Source organism: Brevibacillus brevis, assembly GCF_022026395.1.
Lineage (GTDB): Bacteria > Bacillota > Bacilli > Brevibacillales > Brevibacillaceae > Brevibacillus.
The window spans coordinates 2,066,217-2,080,450 of the sequence record NZ_CP041767.1 but is presented as its reverse complement, the minus strand read 5'-3'; the positions used below and the strand labels follow the sequence as shown (position 1 = coordinate 2,080,450).

19 protein-coding genes are annotated in these 14,234 nt (G+C 46.1%); 11 read left to right on the top strand and 8 right to left on the bottom strand.

Annotated features, from left to right (window positions below):
- The first annotated feature begins 77 nt into the window (after positions 1 to 77).
- The 6 genes from FO446_RS10270 to FO446_RS10245 all read left to right on the top strand — a co-directional run bounded on the left by FO446_RS10270 (position 78) and on the right by FO446_RS10245 (position 4,394).
- Entirely contained in the window at positions 78 to 863 is a 786-nt protein-coding gene (locus tag FO446_RS10270; RefSeq protein ID WP_221868923.1) for a metallophosphoesterase family protein, read from the top strand.
- Between the two features lie 169 nt (positions 864 to 1,032).
- On the top strand, positions 1,033 to 1,461 hold the full coding sequence (locus FO446_RS10265) for a disulfide oxidoreductase (protein ID WP_047072664.1): 429 nt from the start codon (positions 1,033 to 1,035) through the stop codon (positions 1,459 to 1,461).
- Positions 1,462 to 1,464: 3 nt separating this feature from the next.
- On the top strand, positions 1,465 to 1,935 hold the full coding sequence (locus FO446_RS10260) for a thioredoxin family protein (protein ID WP_173611526.1): 471 nt from the start codon (positions 1,465 to 1,467) through the stop codon (positions 1,933 to 1,935).
- 173 nt (positions 1,936 to 2,108) lie between these two features.
- Positions 2,109 to 2,978, top strand: coding sequence for a cytochrome c oxidase assembly factor CtaG (ctaG, locus tag FO446_RS10255; protein WP_173611527.1), 870 nt, complete (start codon positions 2,109 to 2,111; stop codon positions 2,976 to 2,978).
- 33 nt (positions 2,979 to 3,011) lie between these two features.
- Positions 3,012 to 3,626 carry an SCO family protein gene (locus FO446_RS10250; protein WP_173611528.1) on the top strand — a complete coding sequence of 205 codons (615 nt, stop codon included), beginning with the start codon at positions 3,012 to 3,014 and terminating at the stop codon, positions 3,624 to 3,626.
- Positions 3,627 to 3,632: 6 nt separating this feature from the next.
- On the top strand, positions 3,633 to 4,394 hold the full coding sequence (locus FO446_RS10245; protein ID WP_237900569.1) for a FixH family protein: 762 nt from the start codon (positions 3,633 to 3,635) through the stop codon (positions 4,392 to 4,394).
- Between the two features lie 59 nt (positions 4,395 to 4,453).
- Here FO446_RS10245 and FO446_RS10240 read toward each other — a convergent pair whose 3' ends face one another.
- Both FO446_RS10240 and FO446_RS10235 read right to left on the bottom strand, forming a co-directional pair.
- Positions 4,454 to 4,795, bottom strand: coding sequence for a transporter (locus tag FO446_RS10240; protein ID WP_221868921.1), 342 nt, complete (start codon positions 4,793 to 4,795; stop codon positions 4,454 to 4,456).
- A 134-nt stretch (positions 4,796 to 4,929) separates the two neighbouring features.
- The gene (locus tag FO446_RS10235) at positions 4,930 to 5,988 is read right to left on the bottom strand and encodes a UDP-N-acetylmuramoyl-tripeptide--D-alanyl-D-alanine ligase (protein WP_237901056.1); all 1,059 of its coding nucleotides are present in this window, start codon (positions 5,986 to 5,988) and stop codon (positions 4,930 to 4,932) included.
- A 262-nt stretch (positions 5,989 to 6,250) separates the two neighbouring features.
- Between FO446_RS10235 and FO446_RS10230 the strand changes: the two genes are divergently transcribed.
- Entirely contained in the window at positions 6,251 to 7,318 is a 1,068-nt protein-coding gene (locus FO446_RS10230) for a CapA family protein (RefSeq protein ID WP_229088012.1), read from the top strand.
- Positions 7,319 to 7,467: 149 nt separating this feature from the next.
- Positions 7,468 to 8,436, top strand: coding sequence for a GNAT family N-acetyltransferase (locus FO446_RS10225; protein ID WP_237900567.1), 969 nt, complete (start codon positions 7,468 to 7,470; stop codon positions 8,434 to 8,436).
- Positions 8,437 to 8,501: 65 nt separating this feature from the next.
- On the opposite strand, the gene FO446_RS10220 is transcribed toward FO446_RS10225, so the two are convergent.
- The 5 genes from FO446_RS10220 to FO446_RS10200 form a co-directional block, all read right to left on the bottom strand.
- The gene (locus tag FO446_RS10220; RefSeq protein ID WP_221868918.1) at positions 8,502 to 9,005 is read right to left on the bottom strand and encodes a CarD family transcriptional regulator; all 504 of its coding nucleotides are present in this window, start codon (positions 9,003 to 9,005) and stop codon (positions 8,502 to 8,504) included.
- 102 nt (positions 9,006 to 9,107) lie between these two features.
- On the bottom strand, positions 9,108 to 9,575 hold the full coding sequence (locus tag FO446_RS10215; RefSeq protein WP_237900565.1) for a DMT family transporter: 468 nt from the start codon (positions 9,573 to 9,575) through the stop codon (positions 9,108 to 9,110).
- Positions 9,576 to 9,596: 21 nt separating this feature from the next.
- Positions 9,597 to 10,295, bottom strand: a complete 699-nt coding sequence (locus FO446_RS10210; protein WP_173611536.1) for a Crp/Fnr family transcriptional regulator — start codon at positions 10,293 to 10,295, stop codon at positions 9,597 to 9,599.
- Between the two features lie 23 nt (positions 10,296 to 10,318).
- Entirely contained in the window at positions 10,319 to 10,744 is a 426-nt protein-coding gene (locus tag FO446_RS10205; protein WP_237900563.1) for a DMT family transporter, read from the bottom strand.
- Between the two features lie 137 nt (positions 10,745 to 10,881).
- Positions 10,882 to 11,376 carry a DUF1648 domain-containing protein gene (locus FO446_RS10200; RefSeq protein ID WP_237900561.1) on the bottom strand — a complete coding sequence of 165 codons (495 nt, stop codon included), beginning with the start codon at positions 11,374 to 11,376 and terminating at the stop codon, positions 10,882 to 10,884.
- Between the two features lie 131 nt (positions 11,377 to 11,507).
- Here FO446_RS10200 and FO446_RS10195 point away from each other — a divergent pair, with 131 nt between their 5' ends.
- Positions 11,508 to 12,314 carry a DUF2935 domain-containing protein gene (locus tag FO446_RS10195; protein ID WP_237900559.1) on the top strand — a complete coding sequence of 269 codons (807 nt, stop codon included), beginning with the start codon at positions 11,508 to 11,510 and terminating at the stop codon, positions 12,312 to 12,314.
- A 213-nt stretch (positions 12,315 to 12,527) separates the two neighbouring features.
- Here FO446_RS10195 and FO446_RS28925 read toward each other — a convergent pair whose 3' ends face one another.
- The gene (locus FO446_RS28925) at positions 12,528 to 12,650 is read right to left on the bottom strand and encodes a hypothetical protein (RefSeq protein WP_255675679.1); all 123 of its coding nucleotides are present in this window, start codon (positions 12,648 to 12,650) and stop codon (positions 12,528 to 12,530) included.
- A gap of 177 nt (positions 12,651 to 12,827) precedes the next feature.
- Between FO446_RS28925 and FO446_RS10190 the strand changes: the two genes are divergently transcribed.
- Both FO446_RS10190 and FO446_RS10185 read left to right on the top strand, forming a co-directional pair.
- A complete protein-coding gene (locus tag FO446_RS10190) occupies positions 12,828 to 13,619 on the top strand; it encodes a DUF2935 domain-containing protein (RefSeq protein WP_237900557.1) in 792 nt (263 codons plus the stop codon).
- Positions 13,620 to 14,011: 392 nt separating this feature from the next.
- Positions 14,012 to 14,164: a hypothetical protein gene (locus FO446_RS10185; protein ID WP_237900555.1), complete on the top strand. Its 153-nt coding sequence runs from the start codon at positions 14,012 to 14,014 to the stop codon at positions 14,162 to 14,164.
- The last annotated feature ends 70 nt before the right edge of the window (positions 14,165 to 14,234 follow it).

Genomic DNA, 14,234 nt, shown 5'->3' with positions numbered 1-14,234 from the left:
ACACCCTTTCACCCTCTACTTTGCACAAACATATCCTACTAAAAGGCATAACGGGTTATCGAGGAGGGTGATTTTGTTTGGCTACTTATTTGGTCTCGGACATACATGGTCAGAATCAGGCTTTTCAAAAGGCGCTGCGGGACGTTTCCTTCTCCCCCCAAGCTGGTGATCATCTGTTCGTATTGGGGGACATGATCGATCGAGGACCTGAATCAAAGGAAGTATTGCTCGATTTACTCGCTCTTCGGCAGGCGTATCCGAACCAAGTCTATCTCTTAAAAGGCAACCACGAGCAAATGCTTGCAGATTGGCTATCCGGCAACGGCAATCCGGAGTTATACCTGCGCTACAACGGCGGTGATGCCACCATTCGATCTTTCTTAAGAAATCACCCGCTTCGGCGAGCTTTTCTTAATCGGATGCCTTCTTTGGAGGAGCAAGAAGAAGCCCGGCAATTCATCCTTTCTCGCTATCCAACAATTTTGCCAGCCTTGTCGTCTCTTCCTTTGTATATTGAGCTGCCAGCCGATCCGCGAACAGGAGCTCCAGCCGCACTTTTGGTACACGCAGGCATTCGACCCGGCATCCCCTTGCAGGAACAAAATCCGCAAGATTTACTATGGATTCGCGAGCCTTTCTACCTTTATTATGATGGAGACCTCCCTGTCATCTTTGGCCATACCCCTGTTCCAGGATTGCCTCAATACGCAGGCAACGGTCCTTGGCGCAGAGACAATATGATCGGCATTGATGGTGGCGCGGGATACTGGCGAGGCGTCATGCTCGTCGAATGGCCTTCTCTTCAAACCATGTTCGTACCGATTCGGGATAGGCAATCCTCTCCACAAGTACGGGTCTACTGATCATGCTCGGGAAAACTGGGAGCTTTCGCACTGGTTCCTACCTGCTGCAAGCGCATCGGGTAGTGCATCCAGTCTGGTGCAGGAGACAAGCCTATTCGTTCAATAAATTATTACTTTTTATAATCTACTTTCGATTTGTAATATGTTAAGATATGGACGAGGTGTTTATATGAAACGTCAGCAAATCGTGGAACAAGCCATGTTTGCCGCATGGGGAGTCTCCCTCATCGCAACAGGAGGCAGTTTGTTTTTTTCAGAGGTGTTAAAGTACATACCGTGTGACCTGTGTTGGTACCAGCGAATCTTGATGTACCCGCTCGTCATCTTGCTCGGGGTTGCCTCCGCGAAGAAAGATGACAAGATCGCGTCGTACGCCTTGATTCTCTCCATTATCGGAGGACTCACATCGCTGTATCATTACTCGATTCAAAAAATACCTGCCCTGCAAGATCTGGGCAGCGCTTGCGGCATTGTGCCATGCAACACGGACTATATTAACTGGCTAGGATTTATCACGATTCCGTTCCTTGCTCTCATTGCCTTCACCTTGATCAGCATCCTGCTTGTCATCGTAATGAAAAATGCAAAGGAGAAATGATTCATGAAGAAAGTCATCTTTCTATCCATCCTTGTGGCTGCGCTCCTGATCGGTGCGATCGTGTACGCTGACATTTCGAACCGTCAGCTCGCGGAAGGAAACCCATACGGCAAAGCCAATTTGAACCCGGCTACTATCGAACAATTGAGTGACCCTCTGTACGATAATCTCATTATGCCTGACGAGCTCAAAGCCAAGCTCGATAATCAGGAAGACATGTTTGTATACTTCTACAGTCCACTCTGCGTGCACTGCAAAGCAACTACGCCTGTCTTGGTGCCGATTGTCAAAAGCCTGGATATCGACATGAAAAAGCACAACCTGCTCGAATTCAATGCCAGCTACCAGGATTATCAGATCGAGTTTACCCCGACCCTCGTTCATTACAAGGGCGGCAAGGAAGTAGCTCGACTCGTCGGTGGACGCGAAGCAAGCGAATGGAAAGCTTGGTTGGAAGAACAGAAAAAATCATAACGATAGCAGCCTCCCTTGATTTGCGGGAGGCTCTTTTCATATTGGACATACGTGACAAATATGTGAAGAATTCCGTTCCCGTGGAAGAAATAGCCCGAACGAGTCATTAGGCTTTTCCAGTTATTTGCCTATAATGAGTACTGGGGATAATCCTTGAAAACGGAGGTAATCGCATGACCCTCACTTATTTCACTGAAACCTTTGGCTTTCGGGCGACATGGAATCCAGAGCTGATTCTTTTGACTTTCTTGATCGGTCTGGCTTATTTTTCACTAACCGGACCATTACGCCAAACTTTTCAAGACTCCACACCTGTCACACGCAAGCAAAAGACTTTTTTCACGCTCGGCTTACTTGGTTTTTACTTTAGTATGGGGAGTCCCTTGAACGTAGCCGGGCATTTTTTGTTTAGTGCCCATATGTTGCAGCAATCGTTGCTTTATCTTGTCATGCCCTTGCTGCTCTTGGCAGGGACCCCGTCATGGTTGATCCGTTCCCTGTTTTATCGCCGGGGGCTCAAGCTTTTCATGCGCATAGCGAGTCACCCGATACCTGCTATTCTCATGTTTAATGCCCTGTTCTCGTTTTACCATATGCCTGTTATTTTAGACCTGGCAATGAACAACCTGGCCCTGCATAATTTGATTCATTTACTGCTTTTGGTGACTGCAATTTTGATGTGGATGCCTGTTGTCGCACCGATACCGGAAATTCACCGTCTGTCGGAACTGCAAAAGCTTGCCTACATTTTTGCGAACGGCGTTTTGATTACGCCTGCATGCGCACTGATTATTTTTTCAGCAACACCTTTGTATGCAACATATGTAGACGGTCCTTCCATGCTCTGCGCTCCATTCTTTTCCACGCCGATCGATAAATCGATGTTTGCCGTTCCACTGCTCCCTCTGGACGATCAACGGCTGGGTGGAATCGTGATGAAGCTCATGCAGGAGCTGACGTACGGAGTCGTCCTGGCTTACATTTTCTCTACCTGGTATCGAAAAGAAAAGAATCAGGAAGAGGACGGCCTCATAACGCCATAGCCAAAAGAATCAGAAAGGAGGCGTTACACACACGTGAATATCGCCCCTGCTACCGCTATCCGAATCAGACGGTTGCTCTTGTTGTTACCCGTCCTTGTCCTTGTTGCTCTTGTCGCTTCTTGGGTTTGGTTCGGGCCCAAAAACGCCCAGGCGAAATTGCCTGATGATGTGACTCTGCAAACTATCGATGGACAATCCTATTCGCTAGCACCGCAAAAGAAAACATTTCGCTTGGTGGAGCTGATTTATACCCGTTGCCCGGATATTTGTCCCACGACAACGGTAAAAATGGTTCAACTGCAAAAGCGTTTGCTCGAAGCAAACCTGATGGGGCAAGACGTTGAGTTTTTGACCATCACGATTGATCCGCAAAACGACACCCCTGATGTCATGCGCTACTATGCCAAGCAGTTGGGGATTCAAGAACAAGGCTGGACCTTGCTTCGGGGTGATGACGAAACGATCAAAACGGTTACAAATTCGCTCGGCTTTTTTGCCAATAAGATGGATGATGGGTTTATCTCTCATACATCGAGTACGTATCTCGTGGATGATAACAATACCGTCATTCAAAAATTTGGCATGGGCGACGACTTCGATCCCGAACAAATTTATCAGGAATTGTTGAAATTGAAAAAGGAGGGGTAATCCAACATGAAACGTACGATGATTTTGCTCTTATCCATGCTTATGCTCCTTTTGGCCGCTTGTGGAAAAGAAAACGAGCAACAAGCTTTTCAACCCGGAGCTCCCGTTAAGGCTGCCTTTACATTGGAACCAAAGGAGCTCGTAGCGGGCGACACAGTTACCTTCTCCGTTAAAGTCACACACGATGGCCAACCCGTGGATGATGCCAAGGAAGTAAAATTCGAATGGTGGAAAGATGGGCAAGAAAAGCATGAAACGATCCCGGCTTCTCTGCAAGGAGACGGTGTCTACACGGCCCAACAAACCATTAACGAGCCAGGCTCTTATTTTGTCTACTACCATGTAACAGCACGAGATTTCCACAACATGCAGAAGACCCCGTTTACCGTAAACAGCAAGACTGGGGCGACGCCATCTTCCCCTCAAGCTGACGCAGGTCAGTCACACGATCATGGGGCAGCAGGTCACGCGAATGTTGAGACCGTTGATTATCATTTCTCTCCAGCCGACAATATTCAAGTCGCAACACCATCTGCTCTCACTGTTCATCTGATGAAAGACAACAAAGCGTTGGACAAAGCGACAGTCAAATTCGAGTTCTGGCTGGGAAATGACGAGAAGCACAGCTTTGTTGATGCAACGGAAACTGCGGCAGGCCAGTATGAAGCCAGCGCACAATTCCCTGCTGCGGGGGATTATACAGTGAAGGTCCATGTGGAAAAAGGAGACATTCATGATCACAAGGATTTCTCACTCTCCATAAAATAAGTCCTCCAAAATAAAAAGGCCATCCTCTCAGGGAATGGCCTTTTTGCTCGTGAATGGAATTAACATGTAAAATAAGCGATTCGATCCAAGTCTGTCCCGTAATACTCCCATCGATACCCTCTCCAGCGATAGCCGGTTACAGAGTGACGACTGACATAGACGGGGTAAAACCAAAAAGAACGACCATTTCGCAACCACACGTACGTGTAACGATATAAACAGGGATAGAATCCGCCAGCATCAATCCGGCGTGTTCCGCCATAGCCTCTTGCTCCCGGTGCACTTGGCGTCCTGCTCGGTGGAGGACCTGGTGGTGGAGGGGGAAATCCTCCCGGTGATCCGGGGGAGCCTGGAAAACCTGGGGAACCATCTCGGCCGCCAGGGGGAAATTGATATGACATGACGTGTCACCTCCTACTAGTCTCCCTATAGGAAATGCAGCAAACGCACAGATGGTATGTGCGTTTGCCCGCCGTCATTCACCTATTTTTTCCGCAATAGCCTGTTTATAAATCCGCAGGCGTCCCCACTCTTTTTATCTTTTTCCAGTGCTTTGCTTCGCAGTTACCCTGCACAAAAATTGTACAGTCTCTCCCATTTTCAACCGATTTGATCCTTTTACGAGAAAGGCTGTATTTGGCTGCAGCTGTTTTGCTAGACGCCGATGCAGGCCTGCCTTACTTAAGCAATGCCTCACCCGATTTGCCGGAAATCCGGAGCGAATCGCTGCTCTTGCAATATACCTGGCACTACTTCCCAGCGTATACAAGTAGTCTACATTTTTTTGACTCAAATATTTCCCGACATCCTCGTGACCTTTCACATCGTATTTGCCCATTTCCAGCATACTGGCGAGAACGGCGATCTTTGTGGTATGCCCGACTTGACTTAACACATCAATCGCTGCCTTGGCCGCATCCGGATTCGAGCTAAAGGTATCATCCAGCACCTGAATGTTATTCGCGAGCCGATAGCTGGTAAGGCGTTTTCGCTGTCCGCGAAACTGACTCAACCCGCGACGAATGTCATCGACGGGAATCCCCATCGTATGTGCAACTGCGATAGCAGCCAATGCGTTGTATAAATTATGCTCGCCAGGAATAGGAACAAAAAATGACTCCTTTTCTCCACGCAAAGAACATTCGAATCGAAACCCATTGCCTTCTATTTTCGTTCGCCCCGCCTTATAGTCCGCCTCCTGCTCCTTGCCAAATGTCACGATTTTTCCCGTGAACGACCCTAGGTAAGGCTGTTGAATAAACTCGCGAGAATAAGGACAATCCCAATTCAGAAAAATGGTTCCCGTGGGTTTCATATGGCGAATTAACTCCGTTTTTGCTAATGCCAGCCGTCTGGCATCTCCGCCAAAATTTCCGATATGAGCCGTGCCAATATTCGTGATGACTCCCATCGACGGCTGGATGATTTTGCAGTGCTGTCGCAAATGACCGCTTCGATAAATTCCATACTCAAGCACAACGGCCTTGTGCTCGTCCCGAATTCTTTTGGTATGCGCTCTTGTATTTCCCAGGAAGTTCTTGTTGTACATCGATTTATATGTGGGCATGCGCAGATTCAGGATGGTGTAGATCATTTCTTTTGTCGTGGTCTTCCCTGCGCTTCCCGTCACAGCAATAACTGGCTTGTCGAGAATCAGCGTCTTTACAGGTGCTACAGCTCTTCTCTTCTTTTTCACGGGTATCACCCCTTTGCCTCGTTCTTCTTCTCTCGATCAGCTTTCCTATTGTATGAACGACATAGACAGCCTGTATAGACCATTATCTATGAAAACGTTCCGCTACTATCCAAATCAGACGGACGACTTCTGGAATAGAGTAGGAGGGGAGGTGAAGCGCATGAAAAAGAAGGCCACCATCGCCGCTGTAGGCGACATCCTGATGTGGAAAGAGCAGGTGGCAACTGCCAGACTGCCTGGTACAGATCAATTCACTTTTACAGATATGTTTCACCCCGTGACACCGATTCTCTCAGCGGCAGATCTCACAATAGGCAATTTAGAAACCACTTTTTCCGGGAAAACACAGCCCTATCAAATCGGTTCGGCACGAACCGGTTACCCTCGCTTCAACTGTCCAGATGAATTGGCTCGGGACTTGAAAGCATCTGGATTTGACGTATTGACTACAGTGAATAATCACTGTCTGGATGGCGGAGTAACCGGACTATGCCGAACCCTTGATGTTTTGGATCGATACAAGCTTGCCCATACCGGAACCTATCGAAGCCTTGAGGAGGCAAATACCTACCTGATCAAGGAGGTAAACGGCATTCGCATCGCCCTGCTTGCTTACACCTACGGGACAAACAAGCAGGTGATCCCCGCTCATACACCATGGATCGTCCGACTGCTTCATCTTGACACAATATTATCCGACCTGAGAAAAGTTCGTCCTCACGTCGATGTTGTGATCATCTCCCTTCATTTTGGGATTGAATTCCGCTATACACCGACGACGCGCCAGCGGCAGCTCGTACAAAGCCTGCTCGACAACGGTGCTGATGTCATCCTCGGGGCTCACCCACATGTTCTGCAGCCTGTTGTCACCCCGAGTATCATGACTCCTCACGGGACAAAGAGACAAACACTAGTCGCGTATTCTTTGGGCAATTTTACATCAGAGAAAATGCTCTCGTTTGATCAATCCCAGTGCGGAGCAATCCTGCGATTTACCGTCGAAAAAGATGAGAGGAATCAGGTTTCACTCGAGCAAATTTCGGTCATTCCGACGTTTTCGCAACGGTATGTAAGTCAAGGACGTGTATGCTTTCGCGTCATCCCCATGCGTTCCTACCTGAAAAGCCCTGATCTGTATGTGCGCCCCCTGCAGAGAAAAAAGCTCCAGTTGCTATGGAGTCGCGCCACCCGCATCATAGGTAGGGCGCGGGGCGTATTGATTGAATAACACAGGAGCAAACGAGGGAGCCGGCAGGATGCTCCCTACCCTTCCTCTTTTCTACATAGGCGACGATTGACGATTGACAGAACATTTTGGTAAAATCCACTTGTAACTAACCATTTCACTTTAGATGGTTACAAAGGAGAGATGACTGCTTGACCACCGTTCGCCGTATCCACCCGGAGGATTTACCTGCATTTCTTGCCTACCCGGATCACCCTGCATCCGTGCGGGATGATATCGCTGCTTACCTCGATAAAATGTTCACACAAGGAGCCATGCGTCAGGACTGGTGCTTCGTTCTGGAGGTACAAGGTGAGATCGCTGGTCGTCTTGCTTTCTGGACATTGCCTGGCAGTAAAGAGGCGACTGATTTGGTATTGTGGGAGCTTCCATGGAAAGAGACAGAATGCCCTTCGCTCGCAGCTCATTTCTTACGCGAAGTCTTCACGCTCATGGCAGGAAACCTCACGGAGAAAATCGGCTATGTTCTGGATTCACCTTCCTCCTCTCCCCAATGGCAAACGGATCACCAAGAGCAAAGAAATGTTCTGGAAGCGCTTGGCTTTCGGATTAGCCGGGAAACAAACCGATTCGAATGGCATGCTCCGATTGAGGCAACTGCTATACCGTCAAACAAAACGCATGATCCGATTGTGTACCGCACTCTTCCTGAGGTTGGCGAGGCTGCATTTGTGGATGCCATCTTGCGTGTCTCGCAATTCACCCATGATCAACAAATAACAGAGGAGCGCTTGAAAAAAGGCCCTCGAACACAGGCACAGGAAATGTTCCAAGATTTGCAACATATGAAATACGAACCGGAATGGTGGCAACTTGCCTATACGGCAAAAAATGAGCTCATTGGATTTTTGATGCCTACGGTCAGCCCTACCTTTGCTACGATTGGATACATCGGTGTTCTCCCCGAGCAAAGAGGACACGGTTATATTGATCAATTGCTGAAACAGGCCACAGACGTTCTTGTACAATCTGGCGAAACTTACATCCGCGCGGATACCGATATAAAAAACACGCCAATGGCCAAAGCCTTTTTACGTGCTGGATACCACCAGTTTGCCAGTCGCCAAGAATTTACCCTGGATCGTGGCCTGTTGCTCTGACGGATATACAAAAAAGGGGGGCGATTGCAATAACAATCACTCCCCTTACTTCCCTTGTATGGCATTTATGGGACAATCTCAGACATTTCTTCTGGGCAAATAGCTTGCTTTAGCATTTCTGTTGCCTGTTCCGTATCTACGTCTTTTACCAGTTCAATCTCACTAATGAAGAGCTGCTGCGCATTATCCAGCATCACTTTGTCACTCGTTCCCAATACTTTTTCTTTACTCATTCCAAACAAATCGCGGATGACCTCAGATTGCTCGTAAATATCGCCACTCTTCATTTTTTCTGTATGAAGCTTGTAGCGCTGCGCTGCATTCAAGGCGGTGTCGCGTTGCCCCTCTCGCATGGCGGCCAAAACATTCTCGAGAATGTTGGCTTCAACCACCTTTCGAATACCCAGAGCGGACATCTTTTCAACCGGGACCATGATGTTTAACTCTTTCAGCATCATGTTGAGCACATAATAGAGGTGTTTTTCACCCAGAAACTCTTTCTCCTCCATCGCCTCGATTACGCCTGCCCCGTGCATCGGATAAAAAACCTTGTCTCCAACTTGAAACATACGTCCACCTCCTTCAAAGCAATCTATATCCATTATAACATAAAAATCGAATTTAAAATTTTTTATTTTATCATGACGTTTAAAATTAAGTCAACAATAAATTTACATCTTACTTATGGAGCGTTTCTGTTGCCATTCGCCACCTAGTTTAAATACAATGACACCCCCGACAATGACCAAAACTCCAAACAATTGCGTAAATGTCATCGGCACTTGAACCAACCCTAGCCAGCCGATTGAATCCGACCACAAAGCAAAACCGAGCTGGGCAGTGAGAACAATGGAAATAGCATACGTTGGGCCAAGCAGTCTCATTCCTTGTACCAGGCAAAAGACCACCCCAACGCCGATCATGCCACTGAACCAGTACCACGTCTGCATAGCTCGAAACGAAAACAACTGATTGCCTTCAAAAATAAGACCCATCGTCAAAGACGACAGAAATCCCATCCCAAGCACGAGAGTTGTCGTAGACCACGTTCCTGCCTGTTCACTTACTTTCCTGTTGAAAATATTTTGCAGGCTGACCAACAAGCCAGCCAGTAACGCGAAGAATAGCCCGACTACCATGATTTTGACACTCCTGTCTCCTTATTCGTTCGGAGTCTCGCTCGCCATTTTAGCTAAACCTTCCCTATCCTTGATCAGAAGGAATCCATTGGCACGCTCAATCAGTCCCTCCTTGCAGAACTGTTGAATGACCCGATTCAAATGTCTGTAGCTCGTTCCAATCATATTCGCTGCATCCAAGAGATTGCTTGTACGGATCTGCTCTTTGTTGGCAGGATTCCACTCCTCTATCGAAACGGACAACAAATAACGAGCGAAACGTACTTCTACTGGGTACAGAAGGTTGATGCTTAATGTATTGGACTTCACACAAAATTTATTCGTAATGATTTGCAGTAAAAATTGCAGGAGTGGAGCGTAGTCTGTCCCGTATTTTTTCAACCAGCGATAATGAATCCCGATCATCTGAACAGACGAGGCCGCTTCAACCGAATTAAGATAAGAAATCCCTCTGACATACTCAATATCTCCGATCACTTCAAGCGGCTTTTTAAAAGAAAGGATCAGTGTTTTTCCTTCAGGGGAAGTCGTAAAAATCTTTACTTTGCCCTTCACCAAAACATACAGGTGACAGGTCGCTTCACCCTGGGCACAAATGAGCTCTCCTTGATCAAATTGGTACAAGGACAAATGCGGCAGAAAAGGCTCATGAAAGACAGTCGCTAACTGATGGTCATGGAGATATTGTTGCAAAAGCTCACGATTTTCGATTTCCTTCATCCCTCTGTTTCATCCTCTCGCTATCAGGCCCTCAGAATCAGCACACCCAGAATCATCATCCCGATCCCGATAAAATGCGGCAACCTCATCTTTTGTTGATCGACACCAAACCACCCATTGCTATCAATGAGAAAAGTCAGGCTTAACTGCGCAATCAAGAGAGCTGAAATCGTCATGGTTACCCCGATATGCTGGATAGCCGTAACATTGCTAAAAATGATAAACGCAGCGAATGCCCCACCTGTCAAATATAACGGTTTCACTCGCCTGTATGCCTGCCATTTTCCATCTCGAAAAAACAACAGGAGTACTAAAGCCGTGAGGAAGCCCGTTAACTGCGTAAGTGTCGCGGTCTGCCAAGTACCAATATCTTGACTGATTCTTGCGTTCGCTACACCTTGCAAGGTAATGAAAACACCGCCCAAAATAGCAAAAATAATTCCTTTCATCCTCTCACCTCACACTAATCTGTTCCTAATTAAAAAGGATGGCAAGGTAGATAGGGAAGGACATATGTCCTCATCATTTTCGTTTCAAAAACCAAGAAGAGGCCCTTTCCGTTAGAAGGCCCCCTCGCTCATGCTTCTCATTGAATCTTTTTTTGTTTCACGATTCCTATTACAAGCAGAACGATCATCCCAATGATGGTGATCGGCAGAAACCACTTCCCAAAGCCGCCTCCCCATCCTTGAGCAATAGAAACTGACTCCAACAGGATTACGGAAAAAATGATTAAGCAACTATTTTTTATTTGGTTCACGATTTTTCGACTGTGCAAATAAAACTGCTCGGCATTCGATTCAGAGAAGCGTGCCGGATAGTTATGGAGCTCTGGATGTTTTTCGAGTACCTTCATGAGGAAAACAATAAAGACGCCAATCCCGGGTAAAAGAAGCAGTTCCCATTTTGAGCCCCAGCGATCTACTTCCCCCAAAGCATTGTAATGGGCAGGCACCTCGTCAGGAAGCTTATTCCATACAAAGACTAAAAAGAATAGCGATCCTACGAAAAATAAACAACCAACTACATCCCATAGCCATTCGCTGCCTGTCTTTGGTATATTTTTGATTGGTCTCTTCATTTTCTCCCCCCTTACCGCTGCTCCTCCTACAAGTATTTTACCATTTATGTCCATTTGGGAGTCAAGGTCAATCCGTCACACACTTCTGGGCGCTTTTACATATCTTGATGGGGAGTAAGGAGGGAACAACAGTGAATGAACCTTTAAGAGAAAGTATGTTGTTTGAGCATCGTTTTTGGCTACAAATTCTGGGCGATCATGCCCGCTTTATTTTTCAATCACTCGCTCCGAATGAAGAGCAGGAAATTGAAAGAGCCGTATACTTCATCGTGTCATTCGATAACTTGCTGGATAACGCCAGGCAGAATCTGTCTTCCGATGAACTGCACGCACTCAACCAGCAGGCAAGTGAACTCACGCAGCAACTGCGCGATTTTAAACTCCACATTCTGGAAAGGCATCTCATCAGTAAAATATCGATCAGTCTTCCCCCAACGTTTATGAACCACATGGTCAATGAACTAGAAGAGTATGAACGAATTTTGCATGCTTTTCTCTCCGGAAGCTTGCCACCTGCCAATCACCCGGTAGAGCTCCATCTTTTGTGGCTATCCGATGCGGTCGGGCATGCAGCCACCATCACTTCCCTTTTGGACATGGTGGAAAAAGACTATCAGCTTAAAAGTGAACAATTTACCAAACAGTTCGAGCATTTTTACCTAAAAGCGGTGGAATTAGCCGGGTATCTCCGAACAAACTTGAATAACTTCCCGGCATTACGCCGTTTTAACCATCAAGCAGAAATGGAAATGAAGCTTTTTCAGGTATTTTTGCATGAATTGGAAGAGATGCGGATGCGTGATGAATTGCTTGGAGTTTTATCCCCGCTCATGGCCGACCATATGTCTCGAGAAGAATGCTACTATTTGATGAAGCTATCTGAGGTTTCCGACGTGCCGTCACCAGACTGTTTCCCCACCAGACCGCGAATCGAGTAAAAGATTAACCTTGTTCATCACCAGGCGAAAGCGAAAGGCTTTACGCCTCTTTTTTCATTCTTTCTTTACGATATCCACTTATGCATAAGCAAGCAGGAAGCTGTCCTCATATCCTATTAGTACCAACGTTAAGGGGGTAGTGTCATGGATCCAATTGAGCATCATAGACAGCGTATGCATCACCACATGCGGCAAGCAGAACGTTTTCGCTCTCTAGCTTTTGAACATCGTCATGATCGACTGCGTCATCATACCTTTCGAGAAAGAGAACACTTCCATCGCATGAGGGCCCATCACCACAGAACGCAAATGCATTCGATGCGTCGTTTTTGACATGGAAAACTCCCGTTACAGGGAGTTTTTTTCGTGGGACAAGCCAGAAAACACCAGAATTTTTTTAATTCTGTGCTACTGCCCACTCACGAAACTGGGTAAACGCATAGACATACATTATGTGTGATCAAAAGTGGAAAATGGGCTATGAACTGCTCAAATCCTATGCGGAGGTACTACATGACAAATGTTTTTGTTGATCGATCATTAGAGGAAATACGTTTTTGGTCTCGTATCATGAAAGAACACTCCCTGTTTCTCAAATTGGGCTTTAACTGCGAAGACACAAAATTGATTGAAGAAGCGAATCGCTTTTACAGTATTTTTGAAGAAATTGAAAACCAATCACTTGCCTTTTCTTCTGACATCGACCCTCAACGAATCTATGACTTTAATCAGCTTGTTCACAATGCCGTTTCCTATATTTGGGTTTTCAAACGCAAAGTACTCGGACTTATTATTCATTGCAAAATCGGTGGTAACAACTTTCCGCTGTTGGTCGATCATGTGAGCAGGGAAGCTGCCTATTTTCGGAATCGATTAGAACAATTGAATACGGGAAACCTTGATCCCTTACCAGATGCGGTGATTAATGAAAATGTCTTTTTCCTACGAATCATGGCTGACCATGCGAAATTTATTAACCATTTGCTCGATCCTTCCGAAAGAAAGCTAGTGGATCAAGCTAGAGAATTCAGCCATGATTTTGATCAATTATTGTTCCAAGCTCAGGATCTTGATTCCATGCGTCCCCAGTCTCAAACGAAACCGTTACTGAATCAATTTGTCGATCAAAATCGTGTATCTGTCCGCCAATTGCGTGACTTCAAAAAAACAGCTCGTGATCTCATTGAGGAATGCAAAATAAAGAGCATAATCCCCCCATTGCTCGCTGACCATGTATTTAGAGAAGCCTCGCATTTTTTAGAGATTTTAGATGCCTTTGAAGTATCCCTTACACACGCAAAGTAGTGAAACAAGAGAAACATCTTCTATCTAATAAAATTCAACCGTAAGCTTGTCAATTAATGAAAAGTGTATTTTACGAGCACGTCTTTAACGCTCGCTTTTCGATATATAGGATACTTTTGAACCCGTCTCCTAAAAACAGGAGCGGGAAAGTATACGATTCAATTAGCCTGGTTTGAAGTGATGGAATATACCAAAAAACACGAAGAGGCACCTCCTATCAGACAGGATGGTGCCTTATTGTATTGAATACATAATGCCCGTTACTACAAAGATCCAAATTACTTAAAACGGTTTATTCCGTCCATTTTTGTCACTTGAGAACACTCGTACAATCAAAAGGAAATTTATGTTAATACCTTATTTTAGACCCATCCTAAAGGAGGACATATCCCATGAAAAAAAAGAAAGCTAATTCTAAGAAATTCAAGAAAGTAAATGGTCAATTGGTGCAATATTCATCTTATTATCCAGCTCAAGCTGGAGGGTGTATCTGGATTTGCATGCGTCATGGGTGCGGTTGGTGGTGTCCAGAACGCGAGATGTAATGTGAGCCTGCTCCAATAAACACCATGCTAACCAGCATTGGTTGTATTATTACCACTCCCTGCTTATTAG

What these genes read in the sequence shown, in the direction of transcription:
- FO446_RS10265 (WP_047072664.1), top strand. Translation starts at nt 1,033, where the DNA reads ATGAAACGTCAGCAAATCGTGGAACAAGCCATGTTTGCCGCATGGGGA.
- FO446_RS10260 (WP_173611526.1), top strand. Translation starts at nt 1,465, where the DNA reads ATGAAGAAAGTCATCTTTCTATCCATCCTTGTGGCTGCGCTCCTGATC.
- ctaG (WP_173611527.1), top strand. Translation starts at nt 2,109, where the DNA reads ATGACCCTCACTTATTTCACTGAAACCTTTGGCTTTCGGGCGACATGG.
- FO446_RS10245 (WP_237900569.1), top strand. Translation starts at nt 3,633, where the DNA reads ATGAAACGTACGATGATTTTGCTCTTATCCATGCTTATGCTCCTTTTG.
- FO446_RS10240 (WP_221868921.1), bottom strand. Translation starts at nt 4,795, where the DNA reads ATGTCATATCAATTTCCCCCTGGCGGCCGAGATGGTTCCCCAGGTTTT.
- FO446_RS10235 (WP_237901056.1), bottom strand. Translation starts at nt 5,988, where the DNA reads ATGATCTACACCATCCTGAATCTGCGCATGCCCACATATAAATCGATG.
- FO446_RS10230 (WP_229088012.1), top strand. Translation starts at nt 6,251, where the DNA reads ATGAAAAAGAAGGCCACCATCGCCGCTGTAGGCGACATCCTGATGTGG.
- FO446_RS10220 (WP_221868918.1), bottom strand. Translation starts at nt 9,005, where the DNA reads ATGTTTCAAGTTGGAGACAAGGTTTTTTATCCGATGCACGGGGCAGGC.
- FO446_RS10215 (WP_237900565.1), bottom strand. Translation starts at nt 9,575, where the DNA reads ATGGTAGTCGGGCTATTCTTCGCGTTACTGGCTGGCTTGTTGGTCAGC.
- FO446_RS10210 (WP_173611536.1), bottom strand. Translation starts at nt 10,295, where the DNA reads ATGAAGGAAATCGAAAATCGTGAGCTTTTGCAACAATATCTCCATGAC.
- FO446_RS10205 (WP_237900563.1), bottom strand. Translation starts at nt 10,744, where the DNA reads ATGAAAGGAATTATTTTTGCTATTTTGGGCGGTGTTTTCATTACCTTG.
- FO446_RS10200 (WP_237900561.1), bottom strand. Translation starts at nt 11,376, where the DNA reads ATGAAGAGACCAATCAAAAATATACCAAAGACAGGCAGCGAATGGCTA.
- FO446_RS28925 (WP_255675679.1), bottom strand. Translation starts at nt 12,650, where the DNA reads ATGTCAAAAACGACGCATCGAATGCATTTGCGTTCTGTGGTGATGGGC.
- FO446_RS10190 (WP_237900557.1), top strand. Translation starts at nt 12,828, where the DNA reads ATGACAAATGTTTTTGTTGATCGATCATTAGAGGAAATACGTTTTTGG.
- FO446_RS10185 (WP_237900555.1), top strand. Translation starts at nt 14,012, where the DNA reads ATGAAAAAAAAGAAAGCTAATTCTAAGAAATTCAAGAAAGTAAATGGT.